The sequence below is a fragment of the uncultured Winogradskyella sp. genome (genome assembly GCF_947501905.1).
GTDB lineage: Bacteria > Bacteroidota > Bacteroidia > Flavobacteriales > Flavobacteriaceae > Winogradskyella.
The window spans coordinates 153,741-170,538 of the sequence record NZ_CANMXL010000001.1; the positions used below are offsets into that span (position 1 = coordinate 153,741).

The 16,798-nt window shown below is 32.6% G+C and carries 18 protein-coding genes and 1 other RNA gene; 15 read left to right on the top strand and 4 right to left on the bottom strand.

Features of this window, described 5'->3' with window-relative positions:
• Positions 1 to 105: 105 nt before the first annotated feature.
• The 9 genes from Q0770_RS00735 to Q0770_RS00780 all read left to right on the top strand — a co-directional run bounded on the left by Q0770_RS00735 (position 106) and on the right by Q0770_RS00780 (position 7,851).
• Positions 106 to 2,337, top strand: a complete 2,232-nt coding sequence (locus Q0770_RS00735) for a T9SS type B sorting domain-containing protein (protein ID WP_299113004.1) — start codon at positions 106 to 108, stop codon at positions 2,335 to 2,337.
• Between the two features lie 71 nt (positions 2,338 to 2,408).
• Entirely contained in the window at positions 2,409 to 3,038 is a 630-nt protein-coding gene (locus Q0770_RS00740) for a hypothetical protein (RefSeq protein ID WP_299113006.1), read from the top strand.
• A gap of 111 nt (positions 3,039 to 3,149) precedes the next feature.
• On the top strand, positions 3,150 to 3,518 hold the full coding sequence (locus Q0770_RS00745; protein WP_299113007.1) for a hypothetical protein: 369 nt from the start codon (positions 3,150 to 3,152) through the stop codon (positions 3,516 to 3,518).
• Between the two features lie 30 nt (positions 3,519 to 3,548).
• Positions 3,549 to 3,845: a transcriptional regulator gene (locus tag Q0770_RS00750; RefSeq protein ID WP_299113009.1), complete on the top strand. Its 297-nt coding sequence runs from the start codon at positions 3,549 to 3,551 to the stop codon at positions 3,843 to 3,845.
• Positions 3,846 to 3,897: 52 nt separating this feature from the next.
• Positions 3,898 to 4,401, top strand: coding sequence for a Coq4 family protein (locus tag Q0770_RS00755; RefSeq protein WP_299113011.1), 504 nt, complete (start codon positions 3,898 to 3,900; stop codon positions 4,399 to 4,401).
• 4 nt (positions 4,402 to 4,405) lie between these two features.
• The gene (gene creD, locus Q0770_RS00760; protein ID WP_299113013.1) at positions 4,406 to 5,788 is read left to right on the top strand and encodes a cell envelope integrity protein CreD; all 1,383 of its coding nucleotides are present in this window, start codon (positions 4,406 to 4,408) and stop codon (positions 5,786 to 5,788) included.
• 78 nt (positions 5,789 to 5,866) lie between these two features.
• On the top strand, positions 5,867 to 6,178 hold the full coding sequence (locus tag Q0770_RS00765) for a hypothetical protein (RefSeq protein ID WP_299113015.1): 312 nt from the start codon (positions 5,867 to 5,869) through the stop codon (positions 6,176 to 6,178).
• Positions 6,175 to 7,194: a DUF2809 domain-containing protein gene (locus Q0770_RS14695; protein ID WP_306420447.1), complete on the top strand. Its 1,020-nt coding sequence runs from the start codon at positions 6,175 to 6,177 to the stop codon at positions 7,192 to 7,194. The genes Q0770_RS00765 and Q0770_RS14695 overlap by 4 nt, the downstream gene beginning before the upstream one ends.
• A gap of 3 nt (positions 7,195 to 7,197) precedes the next feature.
• Positions 7,198 to 7,851 carry a DUF1361 domain-containing protein gene (locus tag Q0770_RS00780; RefSeq protein ID WP_299113018.1) on the top strand — a complete coding sequence of 218 codons (654 nt, stop codon included), beginning with the start codon at positions 7,198 to 7,200 and terminating at the stop codon, positions 7,849 to 7,851.
• Here Q0770_RS00780 and Q0770_RS00785 read toward each other — a convergent pair.
• The gene (locus Q0770_RS00785) at positions 7,830 to 9,038 is read right to left on the bottom strand and encodes an NAD(P)-dependent oxidoreductase (RefSeq protein WP_299113020.1); all 1,209 of its coding nucleotides are present in this window, start codon (positions 9,036 to 9,038) and stop codon (positions 7,830 to 7,832) included. The two genes, Q0770_RS00780 and Q0770_RS00785, sit on opposite strands and share 22 nt — an antisense overlap.
• 206 nt (positions 9,039 to 9,244) lie before the next feature.
• Here Q0770_RS00785 and ssrA point away from each other — a divergent pair.
• From ssrA to Q0770_RS00815, 6 genes are all read left to right on the top strand, one after another.
• Positions 9,245 to 9,638: a transfer-messenger RNA gene (ssrA, locus tag Q0770_RS00790) on the top strand.
• A gap of 649 nt (positions 9,639 to 10,287) precedes the next feature.
• Positions 10,288 to 10,740: a peptide-methionine (R)-S-oxide reductase MsrB gene (gene msrB / locus Q0770_RS00795; protein WP_299113022.1), complete on the top strand. Its 453-nt coding sequence runs from the start codon at positions 10,288 to 10,290 to the stop codon at positions 10,738 to 10,740.
• Positions 10,740 to 11,279 carry a peptide-methionine (S)-S-oxide reductase MsrA gene (gene msrA, locus Q0770_RS00800; protein WP_299113024.1) on the top strand — a complete coding sequence of 180 codons (540 nt, stop codon included), beginning with the start codon at positions 10,740 to 10,742 and terminating at the stop codon, positions 11,277 to 11,279. The genes msrB and msrA overlap by 1 nt, the downstream gene beginning before the upstream one ends.
• 16 nt (positions 11,280 to 11,295) lie before the next feature.
• Positions 11,296 to 11,544 carry a glutaredoxin family protein gene (locus Q0770_RS00805; protein ID WP_299113026.1) on the top strand — a complete coding sequence of 83 codons (249 nt, stop codon included), beginning with the start codon at positions 11,296 to 11,298 and terminating at the stop codon, positions 11,542 to 11,544.
• On the top strand, positions 11,541 to 13,103 hold the full coding sequence (locus Q0770_RS00810; protein ID WP_299113028.1) for a YdiU family protein: 1,563 nt from the start codon (positions 11,541 to 11,543) through the stop codon (positions 13,101 to 13,103). The genes Q0770_RS00805 and Q0770_RS00810 overlap by 4 nt, the downstream gene beginning before the upstream one ends.
• A 14-nt stretch (positions 13,104 to 13,117) precedes the next feature.
• Complete coding sequence (locus Q0770_RS00815) at positions 13,118 to 13,846, top strand: nitroreductase family protein (RefSeq protein WP_299113030.1); 729 nt, start codon at positions 13,118 to 13,120, stop codon at positions 13,844 to 13,846.
• A gap of 11 nt (positions 13,847 to 13,857) precedes the next feature.
• On the opposite strand, the gene Q0770_RS00820 is transcribed toward Q0770_RS00815, so the two are convergent.
• The 3 genes from Q0770_RS00820 to Q0770_RS00830 form a co-directional block, all read right to left on the bottom strand.
• Positions 13,858 to 15,864: a protein-disulfide reductase DsbD gene (locus Q0770_RS00820; protein ID WP_299113032.1), complete on the bottom strand. Its 2,007-nt coding sequence runs from the start codon at positions 15,862 to 15,864 to the stop codon at positions 13,858 to 13,860.
• 126 nt (positions 15,865 to 15,990) lie between these two features.
• Positions 15,991 to 16,401 carry a rhodanese-like domain-containing protein gene (locus Q0770_RS00825; protein ID WP_299113034.1) on the bottom strand — a complete coding sequence of 137 codons (411 nt, stop codon included), beginning with the start codon at positions 16,399 to 16,401 and terminating at the stop codon, positions 15,991 to 15,993.
• Between the two features lie 13 nt (positions 16,402 to 16,414).
• Positions 16,415 to 16,735, bottom strand: coding sequence for a rhodanese-like domain-containing protein (locus Q0770_RS00830; RefSeq protein WP_299113036.1), 321 nt, complete (start codon positions 16,733 to 16,735; stop codon positions 16,415 to 16,417).
• Positions 16,736 to 16,798: the final 63 nt, after the last annotated feature.

The following is a 16,798-nucleotide window of genomic DNA, read 5'->3' on the forward strand; positions in this document are numbered from 1 at the left end:
AAATTACTACATAGAAAAATTATTTTCTTATTCTTTCTATCAATTTCCTCTTTATCGGAAAGTCAAGGAGAGAGGGATTATTGGTATTTTGGCCAAATGGCCGGCATGAAATTTAATGGCGAAAACATTCAGAGTTTATCTAACAACACCATAGAAAGAAGAATTGTTTTTGGAATAATAGAAGGCCCTGACAACCTCATATGTGCTAATAATGAAGATGGAGAACTCATGTTTTATTCTGATGGTAGAATTTTTAAAAATAGTCTTCATCAAAATATGCTAAACGCTCCAACTAATGAATATTCTGTTTATTATGCACAAGCCGCTATTTCAAGAGACCCAGGAAATCAAAACAAATATTATGTTTTTGTTAATATCCAAGATGGCCTAGACAGTTTTTTAACTTACACTGTTGTTGACATGACATTAGATGGCGGTCTGGGTGGTTTAGACCCAGACAACACTCATGTTACAATGATAAATGATGTTGCTCAACAAATGGTAGTTGCTAGACATGCTAATGGAAAAGATAGTTGGATAATATGCGTGAGAAGAGGTAGATATTATGCCTATTTAATAACAGAAAATGGCATAGCATCAACCCCTGTAGTTTCATCAGCTGGCGTGAGTATATTTGACGGGAATTTTGCAGATTTTGGGACTTTAACAATATCCCAAAATAATAAATTAATTGCCGCAGCATTTCCTGGACTTAGTAAATTGTTTTTATTAGAATTCAATGACTTAACTGGCAGAATAAGCTTAGCATATGAATATGAAGATATTGATGATACGTTTAGTGATAATCCAAATGGTGCTGTAGAATTTTCTAATAACAATAATGTATTATATCATTCAGGTAATAGTTCTGGTATAAAACAGTTTAATATTTCTGATCTTAACAATATTCCCAGTCCAATTTTTATAACTTCAAGTGGAAATTACCCTTATCTAAAGCTAGGCCCAAATGGAAAAATATACAGTTCCCAAAATGGAGAAACTTTCATTGGAGCCATACAAGAACCTGATATTATTGGTTTAGAATGTGATTACGACTCTAATGTTTTAAACTTATCTGGAAGCCAACTATTAGATTTGCCTGTTTTTTTACAACCAAAGTTCCCAGAAGGTATTTCGTTTATAAACATTTGCGAAGGTGAAACTACAGAGATAAATTTTGCAGGGACATTTAGGGAAACCGTAAGAATTGAATGGGATTTAGGAGATGGAAATACTGCCATAGGTGAAAACATAAATCATACATTTTTAAACCCTGGTACCTACAGTGTTACAGCTTATGTGATTAATGAAGATGATGATGAAATTATTTTTACAGACACTAAAGAAATAATAATATACGAATCACCCATATTACAACAACCTGATGATTTGTACTTGTGTCTTGAAGACACAACTATATTTTTTGCAGATTATAATGATGTCATTGTAAGTAACTTTAATCCAGCTATTTATAGCATTAAATATTATTTTTCTGAATCTGATGCCTTGCTTAGAAGTAATGATGTCCTTGAATATATTCCTGAAATAGGCACAAAAACGATATGGGTTCGTATCGAAAATAAACTAAACCCTTTGTGCTACGATATTTTAAGTTTTGATATCATCACCCCTGAATATATTGTAATAGATATGCCTACAGAACAATATATTTGCGATGAGCGTGCAGGACTTACTCTTTCTGCTCCAGATGGTTTTATTAGCTACGAGTGGTCTAACGGAGCAATGACGCAGAGTATAAATATAAACTCTACAGGCTTATATACCCTGACTGTAGTTAAAGATTTTGGGGATTTTACATGCGAAGCAAGAACAACTATATCTGTTGGTAACGGAGATGAACTACCAATTATTGAAGACATAAAAGTAATTGATTGGAGTAGAAATCATAATTCTATTGAAGTTGTTATAGACAGGATAGGTAATTATGAGTATTCTGTTGATGGTGTTAACTTTCAAGAATCTAATGTCTTTTTAAATCTTCCTTTTAAAGAAGACTATAGAGTTTATGTAAGAGATATCAATTGTCAACAAACTATAGAAAGTGATAAATTATTTCTACTCTATCACGATAGATTCTTCACACCTAATGGTGACGGCGTTAACGATTATTGGCGAGTAATCAACAACTTCAGAGAAGAGAATATACAAATACAAATCTTTAATAGATACGGAAGATTACTAGAAACCATGAGTTATTATGACCGAGGCTGGGATGGAACTTCTGATGGTGTAGAGATGCCAACATCAGATTATTGGTTTAGGGTAGTAAGACAAAATGGTAAAATACATTACGGGCATTTTACATTAAAACGCTGATAAATATTTAATCATTTAATTTTGAATAATGGATTGTTTTATTTTACTTTGTATTTCAAAGTACTTTTATTATGAGCAACGAAGACTATCTAAAAGACATTAGCGAGATTAAAAATCTCATGAATAAATCCTCAAGGTTTATTTCTCTAAGTGGTTTGTCTGGCATATTGGCAGGGATTTACGCTTTAATCGGAGCTGCAGCAGCATATTGGCTAGTAGAAACTTACAGTAATGGAACATTATATATTTTTCACGGCAAAGTATTTTGGCTATGCATGGCTGTTTTAGCAGCTGTGGCTTTTTTTAGCATTCTAACAGGAATTATCTTAACAACCAGAAAAGCAAAAAAGAACAGTGAAAAAATATGGGATAGTTCTTCAAAAAGATTGTTACTTAATTTTTTAATTCCATTAGTTGTTGGAGGAATTTATTGTCTCATTATTTTAAGCCAAGGTCGTTATGGACAAACAGCTGGTCTAATGCTAATTTTTTATGGCTTAGCACTAGTCAGTGCCTCAAAATATAGTTTAGGGGATATAAAGTATCTTGGATATATTCAAATTGTTTTAGGCTTATTAGCAAGTTATTATCCTGGATACGGTTTTTGGCTTTGGGTTATTGGCTTTGGCATAATGCATATTATTTATGGAGCTTGGATGCATTTTAAATATGATATAAAAACAAATAATCATGAAAAATAGAAAACGACAAATCATTTTAGTGGTTATTATTCTTGTAGTATTATTGTTGTGGATTGAAATGTCTGTAGGCATATTTGGGTCTCCAATTGCAGGAAATTAAGCTAAGCAAATATGACAGCAGTTAAAAAAATTAATTTTTGCATCTTATTATTTTCGCTTTTAATATCATGTAGTAATAATAAAGGAGAATTTATTATTGTAAATGAGAGTGATTTTGATATTGACTCATTGAGCATAATGCCAGATTCAAAAAAGCAATTCATTTATATAGAAAAAGGCAGCAAAATAAAATATTCTATAGCTATGGATGAAGTATCATCAGATGGCAGTTATTTTATCTCATTTAGAAATGTAAAAGACAATAAAAGAATAGAACAAAGATTTGGATATTATACCAATGGGTATCAAACTGAAAAGGAAATTGTAATTACAATTAAAAATGATACTATTCTGTTCAAAAGTAATTTTAATTCATATTAAGCAAAAAGACTCCTGCTTACACAGGAAATTATGAGCATAATCACCAATATAAACAAACTCTTTGACCATCGTATCCGCTTAGGCATTATGTCGGTGCTCATGGTTAATGAATATGCAGATTTTAATACACTCAAAGAATTGCTTGGCGCTACGGACGGTAATCTGGCCAGCCACACAAAAGCCTTAGAAAAGGCTGAATACATTTTAATAGAAAAACAATTTATAGGCAAAAAGCCAAACACACGTTACAGTGCTTCTAAATTGGGAAAAGCTGAATTTAAAAAGCATATAAATGCCCTAGAAAAACTAATAAAAAAGACTGAGTAAAATCCAAAAGTATTTTTTTGCGTATTTACTTTGTATTTCAAAGTACTTTTAAATGACAAACAAACGAAAACAACTCATTATATTTCTATTTGAACATTCGCAGCGTCTATATACAGCAATGTTCAAAAGACATGAATCTTGGAAGTATTCTAAAAATGACTTACTACAATTTCCTATTGAATCATTCGGCAGACATCTTGGCGAATTTCTTAACAAAAATAATTTTGAGCTTATACCAAAAGTTGAACGTCACGATTGCTACCATGTATTATGTGGTTATAGTACAAAAGTAGAGGACGAAATTGCTCTACAATGTCTTTGTTATGGTAATGGTAAACGTAGCCCTTACCTCTATGGTGCAATTATCCTAGGCGTCGCAATACTGCCAGATTATTACAACTATTACTACAAGTCTTATAAAATAGGAAAATCCGCTAATGCATTTCATCAATTTGATTATAAGAAACTTCTTCGAATCCCTATTGACGATTTACGCACTTCAATATTTTCAAAATCTCAAATACAAAACATTAACAATAACATCTTAAATTATTAATATCATGGAACATACAAACACACCTCAACAAGAAAAACAGCAGTCAAACAAGTTTACATATTGGCTAAAAACATCCATTACCGCTCGAATGCTTATGGTTGGTTTCTTGGTCATTGTACTTCTTATTCCGCTGTCTTATATTAATGTATTGATAAAAGAGCGTTCCTACAGGCAAACAGATGTGGTTAATGAAATCAATGAAAAATGGGGAAGCAATATATTAGTTTATGGTCCATTATTAAAATTACCTTACAAAACCTATTCGGAAAAGACTACTTATAACGAGAAGACAAAAACCTATCTTAAAGAAACTGAAACACACATAAACTATGCGTATATCTTTCCTGAAAAACTAGACGTTACATCAAACGTGAAATCCAAGTCCATGTATCTTGGTAATTTTGAGTCTGCTGTGTTTACTTCAGATTTTAAAATTACTGGAGAATACAAAACACCTGACTTAAAATCTAAAGACATTAAAAACGAAGATATTGTTTGGGATAAAGCATCTATACTATTTAAAACCACAAATCTTAAAGGTATTAAAACGGAAATGACAGTGAAACTTAATGATGCTGTTTACAATTTCGAAACCAATTTTAACGATAATAACAATTATAAAAATCGTCTAGACGAGCTAGAAACTGGTTTTATAGATCAAACAATTCTAGAAGGTAGTTTTACATTTAATATGCAAGTCATATATGATGGTAGTGAGCAAATACAAATGATTCCGGTTGGTAAAACAACAACTATGACAATGACTTCTAATTGGGCAGACCCAGGTTTTATTGGCGCTTATTCACCAAATGACGAAACCAGAAGCATTACTCCAGAAGGTTTTAAAGTAGACTGGAAAGTATTATCTATTAACCGCGCATTCTCACAATTGTATCTTAATAAAATTCCTAATCTCAATCAGTTTGCTTTCGGAACCAAATTTGTTGTTTTAGTCGATGAGTACCAGAAGAGTGAACGCTCTTCAAAATATGGTTTCTTAGTAATTGGTCTTACATTTTTAATCTTCTTTTTAATACAGACAATGAGTAAGATTCATATTCATCCGTTTCAGTATTTAATGATTGGCTTGGCATTAACCATGTTCTACACTTTACTAGTTTCTATATCTGAGCATAGTAATTTCTTAAAAGCATATTTAGTTGCTGGAATTTCAGTAGTAGCTTTGATTACTTTGTATTCAAAATCTATTTTAAAGAGTATAAAATTTTCAGCATTCATTGGCATTTCTCTTTCTGCACTTTATGCGTTTATATATGTAATTATTCAACTAGAAAATTATGCACTTTTAGTAGGTAGTATTGGACTCTTCTTAATACTTGCAAGTGTCATGTTTGTATCAAGAAAAATAGATTGGCATAACGATTAATTAGTTGGTGATGCACTTCGGCTATAGCAATCACAAAATACGCGACTAGTCGAGGTGCTTAATCAATAAATCAAACTCATGAAAGACACTATTAATAATACTGGTAAGATTGTAGCGCTAACTAGCTTTATTATTGGCACTATATTCTTAGCATTTTATCTCTATTATGGCGAAACTGTAGTCAATGTGTATTTGGCCTTTCTTTTTATTGTATCAGCAATTATAGTCAATACTGTGTTATTAACAGTAATCATTGGCGCAGCAGTCCTAAATAGAATAAATCGTATAGAAGCTTTAAAAACTATTGTAATTATGCTACTTAACATTCCAGTTTCAATATTATATTTCTATATGATAGTATCATTTCCTGGACATGAATTTTTATTATGAAAATACAACTCAATAAAACATATCTAATCTTAGCAATAATTCTTTTTTTAATTGAAGTTTGTATAGCAATCTTCTTAAAAACGGGATTTATAAGACACACATTTGGCGATTATTTAGTAGTGTTTCTTCTCTATTGTGGATTAAGAGGATTAACATCTTTGGGTATTTGGCGAACCGCAATTACAGTTTTAATCATTTCATTTTTAATAGAGTTCCTTCAGTTAACTTCAATTTTAGAAGTATTCAATTTAGAGAATAGCAGACTTGCCAAATTAGTTTTTGGAACTACCTTTCAGTTTACTGACTTAGTCGCTTATACGTTAGGAGTCGTAACTATACTATTTATTGAAACGAAACTTCAAGTAAAACTAAAATTAGAGCGTTTTTTTAAAGCGAAAAACATAATCGTTTTCGGAATTTTATTTACAATTCTAAGTATTTCACTTCCCAATTATATTATTGCAAAATCAGCAGAAAACAAAACATTCTATAAAATTGAAGATATTCCAAAAAACAAAGTTGGCCTCGTTTTAGGTGCTAATAAACTTACTGAAAGTGGAAACGTTAGTTTGTATTATTTGTACAGAGTTAATGCCGCTGTAAAATTATATAAAGCAAATAAAATTGAATACGTTTTAGTAAGTGGCGATAATAGTAGAAAAGGGTATAATGAGCCAAGCATGTTTAAAGAAGATTTAATTAAGAAGGGTATTCCTGAAGATAAAATTTTCCTAGATTATGCTGGTTTTAGAACCTTGGATTCTGTTGTTAGAGCCAAAGAAATTTTTGGTCAGTATAGTATTACTATAATATCTCAACGTTTTCATTGTCAACGTGCCATTTACTTGGCACAAGCTCACAACATCAATGCTGTAGGCTTTAACGCCAAACACTTTAAGAAGAGCCAATTTTTCAACAAACCACCTAGAGAATATTTGGCAAGAGCAAAAGCTGTTTTGGACATCATTACAGACAAAAAACCAAAATTCCTAGGACATTCAATTACAATACGATAATTCATGAAAACATACCTCATCAAAAAATATGACACCCTATCTATATTAGTTTCTGCGATATGTATGAGCGGACTATTACTTATACTTCGGGTAAAACTAAATAAATCATTCTTCTACTTATTCCTGGTTTGGAATATTGTTCTAGCGATTGTGCCTTATGCCATAACTATGTATTTAAGCTCTGTGAAATTAAATAGAGTAAAGCTTGGTTTCTGGTTTTGTGTTTGGCTATTATTTCTTCCCAACTCACCATACATTATAACAGACTTATTGCATTTACGCGTTAGCAATTCGCATATGTTATGGTTAGATATCCTGGTTATTCTATCCTTTGCCGCATCTGGACTATTACTCTTCTTTTTATCTCTAAATGACATGAAAATATTGCTAAGCTCTCACTTTAAAAAGGCACCTATAAAACACCTAATAACTGGAATTATCTTCCTTAGTGCATTTGGTGTATATCTAGGCAGGTTTTTGCGTTATAACTCTTGGGAAATACTAAGCCAACCTCAGCAATTAATATCTGATATCATTGATATGTTTTTTTACCCAAAAGCTAACTATGAAGTTTGGCTGTTTACATTTGGATTTGGAATATTCATATTTGTTGGATATTGGATGTTTAAGAAAATCTATTCCTTACCATCCACATAATCCTGTAGATAGCTATATCTATCAGATAAAGCTCCATCAGAAGTAGTCATTTTTGCGCGATTCAAAATTCCATCTTTGTCATTATTAAAAAATGCAGGAATGACATGCTCTAAAAAAGCCTCGCCAAAACCTTCACTAGCATCTTTTGGAAGCTCACAAGGTAAATTATCTACTGCCATGACTGTAATGGCTTCTTTATTATCAAAACTAGTTTCAGATTCTGTATGTGGGTTGTAACCATAAAAAGGCTCAGCTATTGTCGAAGGGCGAATTGTACTCGCAACAGGACCATCAATATCGCAAGAGATATCTGCAATTAAATTGATTTTAAACTCATGCTGTTTAGCATCATCACGAGTAAATAAATATGGCGCACCATCACCATAAAAATGACCTGCTATGAAGTAGTCGGTTTCTTTTGCATAAGGCATAAAATTACTCTCATAACCACTTGGGTCTTTGTAAAAGGCAAACTTCTCTCCTACTTTACCGTCTTTACGTTTGGCATATTCCATTACATCAGCCATGCAATATACTGGCTCTGTAAATTCAGAAGTTAGATACAAAGCATCACTTACTTGTTTAATACCCAAATGATCTAGTATTTCTTTTGCACCATAGGCCACTTTCCCTGTTCCTGTTAATAAGATTTTAATGTTTGGGAGTGTAATTTTATCTAGCTCAGATTTTACGGCATCTAAATCAGATAAGCTTTCAACTTTTGGAAGATTAAATAATCCATCTCTAAGACCTAAAGCCCTAAAACCATTGTATGCACCAACCAATCCTGCATAACGACCAAAACCAATTAAACGCGCATTGTTTTCACGTACTATTGTTTCGTGATCAAACATCTCTATGTTCTTTGCAAGCATAGCCCTTAACAGCTTACGATTATAAGGTTGCTTTTTTATGGTATGCGAGAAGTAAAAGTATTTTTTATTAGGAATTAGGTAATCCAAAGGCACCTCTTTAACACCTATCATAACATCCGCATCAGAGACATCGTCTGTAACCTTAAATCCTAAAGCTTTGTATGCTGAGTCAGGAAATATTCTAATATCTGAAGATTCTACTATAAATTCTGCATTAGGAAATTCTGCTCTAGCTTCAGCCAATTTTTCTGGTGAAAATACAACGCGTCTATCTGGTGGATTTTTTCGTTCCTTTATAATAGCAAATTTCATAATACTCTTTTAAGTTACTGACAAAACGACTAGAATATAGTCTGGAATAATTTTTGCTCAAAAATACTTGGATTTAAGAGGTTGCACAACTTTTTTTGTAACTTCGCTATCCTTTTATAAAAAAAGGAATTTTTAAATTGATGAGTTCCTGAATCGAGTTCAGAATTAATTCGATTTCGCAAAACAAGATTTTGCTATCTCATTAAGGGGTCGACTGGTTTTGACAGCGAGATTAATGAAATGGTAAGCACGTCGTGTAATGGCATTGAAACACGTAAAAGGCTAGACCAAATTTTAAACGGCGAGAATAACTACGCTTTAGCTGCATAATCTGAATTATAGTAAGATTGGCCTAGGCTCACAAGGTGAGCAAGCTAAATGTCTCCAGAAAGCCTTGGTTAGTGGCGTTCTATTTAGAGGCATCGTAAATATTAACTAAGATTGGGTAGCGCTTTGATGCCTTTTCGAGATTAAAAAGCTAAGTAATAAGTAGGTTGTCTTTTGCCAGCTTATTATCGAAAATCTAAGAATAGAATAAGCGTGTAGAAAGCCCTTTGATTACTTGTTTGGACGAGAGTTCGATTCTCTCCGACTCCACAATTAAGCATAGCTTAATATCAGCTTTATGCAAAAAAGCGCAACAAGTTTTACTTGATTGCGCTTTGTTATTTAAAGATGTAACATAAACAATTAAGATCCATTTACAGTATGGGAGCAATAGTGAACAGCGAAGCTAATCTCTCCGACTTCACAATAAACCCTTGTATTTTTTATTAAGCTCAATAACTATATAAATATTAATATAGCCACTAATATAAATAACAGTAAGAATACTAATCCTTCATTTGGTTTTACTAAAAATTCCCACGAATTTCTTTTATCATTTCTCTGCATCCTAACGTATCTTTTATCTAACAGCAAAGCATTAATTAAATAAGGTTAATCTTTGTCATGTTAAATCGTTTCAATAAAGTTAATTTAAGTGATACAGACACCAACATTAAATGTAATAAACAAGCTATATTAGTTATATGTGGGCTATATAGCTAATAAGTGGAAATTATATCATTAACTAAGTAAGGAATTGATTAATATATCGACTACTTTTACATCTAAATAAAGCATATTTATTAACTAGAAAAGAAACCGAAAAACTTCAACTAAAATTAATCTTATTAATTTCAATAATGAGGTTGTTTCTGACCTAATTAATAAAATATTAACCCACAGAAAGAAAGGAACCAAAAGTATGCTAACTTGGAAAGATGTTATCAACTTTTCCGTAAACGGAAATCCAACGCCAGACAAACGTGTTGAAAAAACTGAAGCTGAGTGGAAAGCTCAATTAACTCCAGAGCAATTCAGGATTACAAGACAAAAAGGTACAGAACGCGCTCATAGTGGAGCGCTTTGTAGTATTTATGACGAAGGGAAGTATAACTGTGTATGTTGTAATACACCTTTATTTGATTCTACAATTAAGTTTAGTTCTGGAACAGGATGGCCTAGTTTTACACAGCCCATTAAAGAAAATGCTATTAAGTACGAAAGAGACACCTCTTATGGTATGGTACGTGTAGAGGTTATGTGTAATACTTGTGATGCGCATTTAGGACATATATTCCCTGACGGACCAGAACCAAGCGGCTTGCGTTATTGTATCAATTCAGAGTCTATGATTTTAGATAAGGAGACGGCTTAATGAAAACTAAGAATATACAAATAGCCACGGTCGGTGGGGGTTGCTTTTGGTGTACAGAAGCAGTTTTTCAGGAAGTAAAAGGTGTAGAAAAAGTAATCTCTGGGTATTCTGGCGGGAATGCTCCTGGCCACCCAACCTATCGCGAGATATGTTCTGGACTTACAGGGCATGCAGAGGTTATTCAGATTAGTTTTGATGCTAATGTAATTTCATATGAGGATATATTAGTCATTTTTATGACCACACATGACCCAACAACATTAAATCGCCAAGGGGCTGATCGAGGTACGCAATATCGCTCTATTATTTTTTATCATGATGAAAATCAAAAAGAAATTGCAGAAGTCGTTAGTAGAGAGATTGCACCTTATTACGAAAATCCTGTTGTGACTGAAATTTCGCCTTTAGATGTTTTTTACGAAGCTGAAAAAGAACATCAAGACTATTACAAGAATAATCAGTCTCAAGGTTATTGTAGTTTTGTTATTACTCCAAAACTAAGTAAGCTAAGGCAATTACACGCCGATAAACTTAAATAGTAATTCTGAAAACGTAATGGAAACAAAAATTAAACTTTATGGCACCGAAAGGTGCCATAAAACGCAATACTATAAATCCTTTTTTGAAAATAAGAATCTTAGCTATGTGTTTCTTGATGTTGAAGAGGATGAAATAAATGCTATTGAATTGCGTAACTTATACGAGAATAAAAAACTTAATTTTCCAACAATTACAATTTCTGGTAAAAAGCTAAGAAATCCCTCGGAAAAAGATTTAAATAAGTGGATTAATAAATTATTATGAACCTCAATCTAAAGCATAAATTTATAACAGAGCTTCCGGCTGACCCTATTGCTGAGAATACTAGACGCCAAGTTAATGAAGCTTGCTTTAGCTATGTTTTGCCTAAAAAAACCTCTCAACCAAAATTAATCCATGTTTCAAAAGAATTTTCCAAAGACTTGGGCTTTACAGATAAGGACTTACAATCTGAAGAGTTCTTGAAAATTATAACTGGAAATAAAGTCTTAGAAAACACAAAACCTTATGCCATGTGTTATGGCGGACATCAATTTGGTAATTGGGCTGGACAATTAGGAGATGGGCGCGCCATTAATTTATTTGATATTGAGCATAATAACAAGCAATGGACCATTCAGCTTAAAGGTAGTGGCGAAACACCTTACTCTAGACAAGGTGATGGATTAGCTGTTTTACGCTCTTCAATTAGAGAATATTTGTGCAGTGAAGCCATGCATCATTTAGGTGTACCAACAACACGTGCTTTGTCACTGGCCTTAACTGGTGATGATGTTTTACGCGATATGTTATATGATGGTAATCAAGCTTATGAAAAAGGAGCTATTGTCTCTCGGATATCACCTTCCTTTTTACGCTTTGGTAATTACGAAATATTTGCAGCAAGAAATGACCATAAAACTTTAAAAACACTTGTAGATTATACTATAAAATATCATTTCAGCCATCTAGGCGAGCCTTCAAAAGAGACTTATATTAAATTTTTCAATGAAGTTATGCAGCGCACTTTAGATATGATTATCCATTGGCAACGTGTCGGCTTTGTGCATGGCGTTATGAATACCGATAACATGTCTATCCTAGGTTTGACGATAGACTATGGGCCTTACGGTTGGTTAGATAATTTTGATTTTGGCTGGACACCAAATACAACAGATGCGCAAAACAAAAGATATCGCTTCGCCAACCAACCCAACATTGGTCTTTGGAATTTGTACCAACTCGCCAATGCTTTATATCCTTTAATTGAAGACGTAGAACCTCTAGAAGCCATTTTAGAAAATTACAAAACTGGATTTGAGAGCAAATCATTTGAAATGATGAAATCTAAACTCGGCTTATTTGAAGACGATGAAAAAGATTTAAAACTCATTCAAACTTTGGAGGATAATCTACATTTAACCGAAACAGACATGACTATTTTCTTTAGAAAATTAAGTGATTTTAAAAAAGATAATTCCATTAATGGGTTTCAACTTATTCAAGATGCATTTTACAGCATTGAATCCATTACTGATGTTATTAAAAAGCAATGGTATGACTGGTTTGACCGTTACCAATTTAGATTAGAAAAAGAAAGATTATCTGATGATGAACGCCAAGCAAAAATGAACGCCGTTAATCCAAAATATGTACTTAGGAATTACATGGCACAACTCGCTATTGATGATGCAAACAAAGGCGATTATCAATTAATTGATGAATTATTTAAACTTCTTAAAAATCCCTATGATGAACAACCTAAGCATGAAAAGTGGTTTTCTAAACGACCAGAATGGGCAAGACATAAAGTAGGTTGTTCTATGTTATCTTGCAGCTCTTAATAACAAATAAACTTATGGAAAAAACAGTATCAGAAGCCATTGCTTACAGACGTTCAACACGTGTTTATAAAGATGATGAGATTGACACTGAAAAAGTAAAAGAATGTTTAGTAAATGCCTCGTTAGCTCCTACCAGTAGTAATTTGCAATTATGGGAATTTTATCACGTGACTGACAAAACTAAACTTGAAGAATTAGCTACAGCTTGTTTTAACCAAAGCGCTGCCAAAACTGCCAAACAATTAGTAGTCGTTGTTACCCGAAAAGATTTGTGGCGCAAACGTGCTCAAGCTAATATTAACTTTTTAAACAAAGTATATGATAAAGAAGGTTTGAGTGAGCGTGATTTGAAACGCAAAAAAATGGCGACCAACTATTACAAAAAATTGATTCCAACCATTTACACTGACTTTTTAGGAATATTGGGCTTCTTAAAATATATAATATTTCAAATTATAGGGGTATTTAAACCTATTTATAGGCAAACACGCTTAAGCGACATGCGTATAGTAGCACATAAAAGCGCGGGACTAGCAGCTCAAAATTTTATGACGAGTATGGCAGCCATTGGTTATGACACTTGCCCAATGGAAGGTAGTGATACGCTAAGAGTAAAACAAATATTAAATCTGCCTCGAGGTGCCGAAATTAATATGGTTATTGGTTGTGGTATTAGAGACGATAAAGGCATCTATGGACCTCGATTTAGAGTTCCTTTTGAAAGCGTTTATTTTGAAGTTTAAAAATAACTCCATTATTTAAACTTAAACCCTTTTATTTTGTTTCCTGCTTTATAATTCTCCAAGCCTTTATTTAGCCATTCAAAGTAAGCCTCTGCATTTGGCTCATAAGCATTTGTTGTATTAAGCAATTCTAAATCGTGATTTAATAACACATAATACGGTTGCGAATTATTCTGAAAGTTTATAGTTTGTAAAGTTGCCCATTTATCGCCAATACTTTCAATAGTTTTCACGGTTCCATTTGCCCTTAAGTAATCAAACTGTTCATCTTCAGGCAATACTTTTTTATCATCGACATACAATGAAACAATCACATAATCTTTACTTAAAATATTATAAACCTCAGAGGTACTCCAAACCTGTTCTTCCATCTTACGACAGTTAACACATGCCCAACCTGTAAAGTCTAATAATATAGGTTTGTTCTCAGCTTTCGCTTTTGCTAAACCTTCTTGCCAGTCTTTATCACAATTTAAATCTAATGGGCAATTAGAGGCTTTATCATACAAGCTATAAAACATTGGTGGCGGAAAACCACTTAATAGTTTCAAATTAGCATATTTAGTATTGGTTAATCCTGGTATTAAATAGATGACGAAAGCTACAACTAAAATCCCTGTGGTGATACGCCCCTTTCCTAATTCCTGAAGTGGCCCATCATGCGGGAATTTAATTTTTCCGAATAAGTATAAGATTAGGCCAATACCTATTATAATCCAAAGTCCAATAAAGACTTCGCGTTTTAGTAATCCCCAATGCTCAACCAAGTCAGCATTAGACAAGAATTTAAGTGCTAGTGCTAATTCTATAAATCCTAAAACTACTTTTACAGTATTTAACCATCCACCTGATTTTGGTAGTGAGTTTAACCATTTTGGGAACATGGCAAATAAGGTAAATGGTAAAGCCAAAGCTAGACCAAAACCACTCATTCCCATAGTCAATTGCATAGCACCACCATCAGCTGTAAGAGAGCTTCCTAATAGTGTTCCTAAAATTGGCCCTGTACATGAGAAAGACACTATAGCTAAAGTCAAGGCCATAAAAAACACGCCAATGAATCCACCTATTTTGTTAGCTCTACTGTCCATAGCTGCACTCCATGATTGTGGCAATGTCAATTCAAAATATCCAAAAAATGAAAATGCAAAAGCGATAAAAATGATAAAGAAAATAATATTTAGCGTCACATTTGTAGAGATGCTATTGAGAATTCCTGGATCCAAAGAATCTAATAAGTGAAATGGAATACTCAACAATAAGTAAATAAGAAAGATAAAAAATCCATAAAGAATAGAATTGAATAATCCTTTCTTAGAATCTCCTGAACTTTTAGTGAAAAATGAAACCGTTAAAGGAATCATTGGGAAAACACAAGGCGTTAATAATGCGATTAAACCTCCGAGAAAGCCTAAAATAAAAATTGAAAAATTACTTTTCTCTTCTATATCTTGCTTCTCATATTTGTCCCAACCTGTGATATTTAATTTTAATTCTTCTGATAGCTTTTGACTGCGCTCGTCGATGTTTACAGCTTTAGCTTCGGCTTTGCTTCCATCTAAATTGAGATTAAACGTAAAATCTCCTGGGATACATTTTTCATTATCGCAGGTTTGGTATTCTACAAATACTTCAACTTGTTTTAAATCTAAATTTGTAATTGAAATACGTTGCTTGAAAACAGCCTGCTCTTTGAACTTTACAACATCTTCTTGAAATATCTTATCAAAAACAGGCTCTACTGATGGTTCTGAAGTCTTTCCTAATAATTTGTAATTATCTTCTAAATCTTTGAACTCAAAAAAAGTTTGAGGCGCAAAGCCTTCTTTATCTATTTTAAACTGAGAATATATATACCAACCATAATCGATATTTGCTGTAAAAGACAATTCATATTCTGTATCAGAAATCTTGTCAATATTAGATTCCCATTTAACAGGTTCTAAAATTTGCGAAAAAACAGAGGATGTAAAAACTAGACTTAGTATTGCAAAAAGAAAACGCTTTGTTATTGCCATAAATAAAAGTTAAAGCACAAATGTATATGTTGCGCAGATTTTACTACTTAAAAGTCGTCTAATTTATAAAAACCTTAAGAATTCATGGCATAAAAAAACCGAACGTTTTGTGTTCGGTTATTAGTTTTATGATTTTTTCTCTATGGTAAGTATTTCAGAATATTGCCATTTGGATATGCCTCCTTCAAGTTCATAGACTTTTTCAAAGCCAGCTTCTTTAAGTTTTCGAGCACATTTAGCACTTCGTTTTCCAGACTTACAATACAGTAATACAGGCTTTGATTTATCTAATTTAGTAATATCCTCTTCAAAAGTAGGAGATCTAAAATCAATATTTTGAGCAGATTCTATATGAATTTCGTCAAACTCTGATGGTGTGCGTACATCAACAAGCTGCACATCTTCTAGTTCTATAATTTTTTTCATTTCTTCAGCTGTAACTAACTTTACATCAGTAGAATCTGCATTTTTATCAACGCAGCTAGTACTAAATAATAAAATGAAACTTAATAATGTGATTGATAATAGTTTTTTCATGATTATTGATTGATTATGATATTTGATGGACTTCTCCTTCCCATTCAGTGAAACCACCAAGAAGATTATAGGTCTTCTCAAAACCTAGCTGATTCATAATAGCACATGCTTGTGCACTCCTTCCTCCTGCTTTACAATACACAAAATAATTTTTGGTGTTATCTAGTTGTTGAATCTCATCAATAAAGCCTTGACCCTTAAAAATATCTATATGCAAAGCATTAGGAATTACTCCTAAGTCCTCAACCTCTTCTTGTGTTCTAACATCTAAAACTACTGAATTATTGTCTTCAGATAGCATTTTTGTCCAATCTTCTTGTTGTAAATCAGCCATTTACTTTAAATTTCTTAAACAAAATTAACATTTCTTTATGATATAGACGTAAAAAAATCTGAA

Coding starts and splice junctions, on each gene's coding strand:
- Q0770_RS00735 (WP_299113004.1), top strand. CDS start 106: ATGAAATTTAATGGCGAAAACATTCAGAGTTTATCTAACAACACCATA.
- Q0770_RS00740 (WP_299113006.1), top strand. CDS start 2,409: ATGAGCAACGAAGACTATCTAAAAGACATTAGCGAGATTAAAAATCTC.
- Q0770_RS00745 (WP_299113007.1), top strand. CDS start 3,150: ATGACAGCAGTTAAAAAAATTAATTTTTGCATCTTATTATTTTCGCTT.
- Q0770_RS00750 (WP_299113009.1), top strand. CDS start 3,549: ATGAGCATAATCACCAATATAAACAAACTCTTTGACCATCGTATCCGC.
- Q0770_RS00755 (WP_299113011.1), top strand. CDS start 3,898: ATGACAAACAAACGAAAACAACTCATTATATTTCTATTTGAACATTCG.
- creD (WP_299113013.1), top strand. CDS start 4,406: ATGGAACATACAAACACACCTCAACAAGAAAAACAGCAGTCAAACAAG.
- Q0770_RS00765 (WP_299113015.1), top strand. CDS start 5,867: ATGAAAGACACTATTAATAATACTGGTAAGATTGTAGCGCTAACTAGC.
- Q0770_RS14695 (WP_306420447.1), top strand. CDS start 6,175: ATGAAAATACAACTCAATAAAACATATCTAATCTTAGCAATAATTCTT.
- Q0770_RS00780 (WP_299113018.1), top strand. CDS start 7,198: ATGAAAACATACCTCATCAAAAAATATGACACCCTATCTATATTAGTT.
- Q0770_RS00785 (WP_299113020.1), bottom strand. CDS start 9,038: ATGAAATTTGCTATTATAAAGGAACGAAAAAATCCACCAGATAGACGC.
- msrB (WP_299113022.1), top strand. CDS start 10,288: ATGCTAACTTGGAAAGATGTTATCAACTTTTCCGTAAACGGAAATCCA.
- msrA (WP_299113024.1), top strand. CDS start 10,740: ATGAAAACTAAGAATATACAAATAGCCACGGTCGGTGGGGGTTGCTTT.
- Q0770_RS00805 (WP_299113026.1), top strand. CDS start 11,296: ATGGAAACAAAAATTAAACTTTATGGCACCGAAAGGTGCCATAAAACG.
- Q0770_RS00810 (WP_299113028.1), top strand. CDS start 11,541: ATGAACCTCAATCTAAAGCATAAATTTATAACAGAGCTTCCGGCTGAC.
- Q0770_RS00815 (WP_299113030.1), top strand. CDS start 13,118: ATGGAAAAAACAGTATCAGAAGCCATTGCTTACAGACGTTCAACACGT.
- Q0770_RS00820 (WP_299113032.1), bottom strand. CDS start 15,864: ATGGCAATAACAAAGCGTTTTCTTTTTGCAATACTAAGTCTAGTTTTT.
- Q0770_RS00825 (WP_299113034.1), bottom strand. CDS start 16,401: ATGAAAAAACTATTATCAATCACATTATTAAGTTTCATTTTATTATTT.
- Q0770_RS00830 (WP_299113036.1), bottom strand. CDS start 16,735: ATGGCTGATTTACAACAAGAAGATTGGACAAAAATGCTATCTGAAGAC.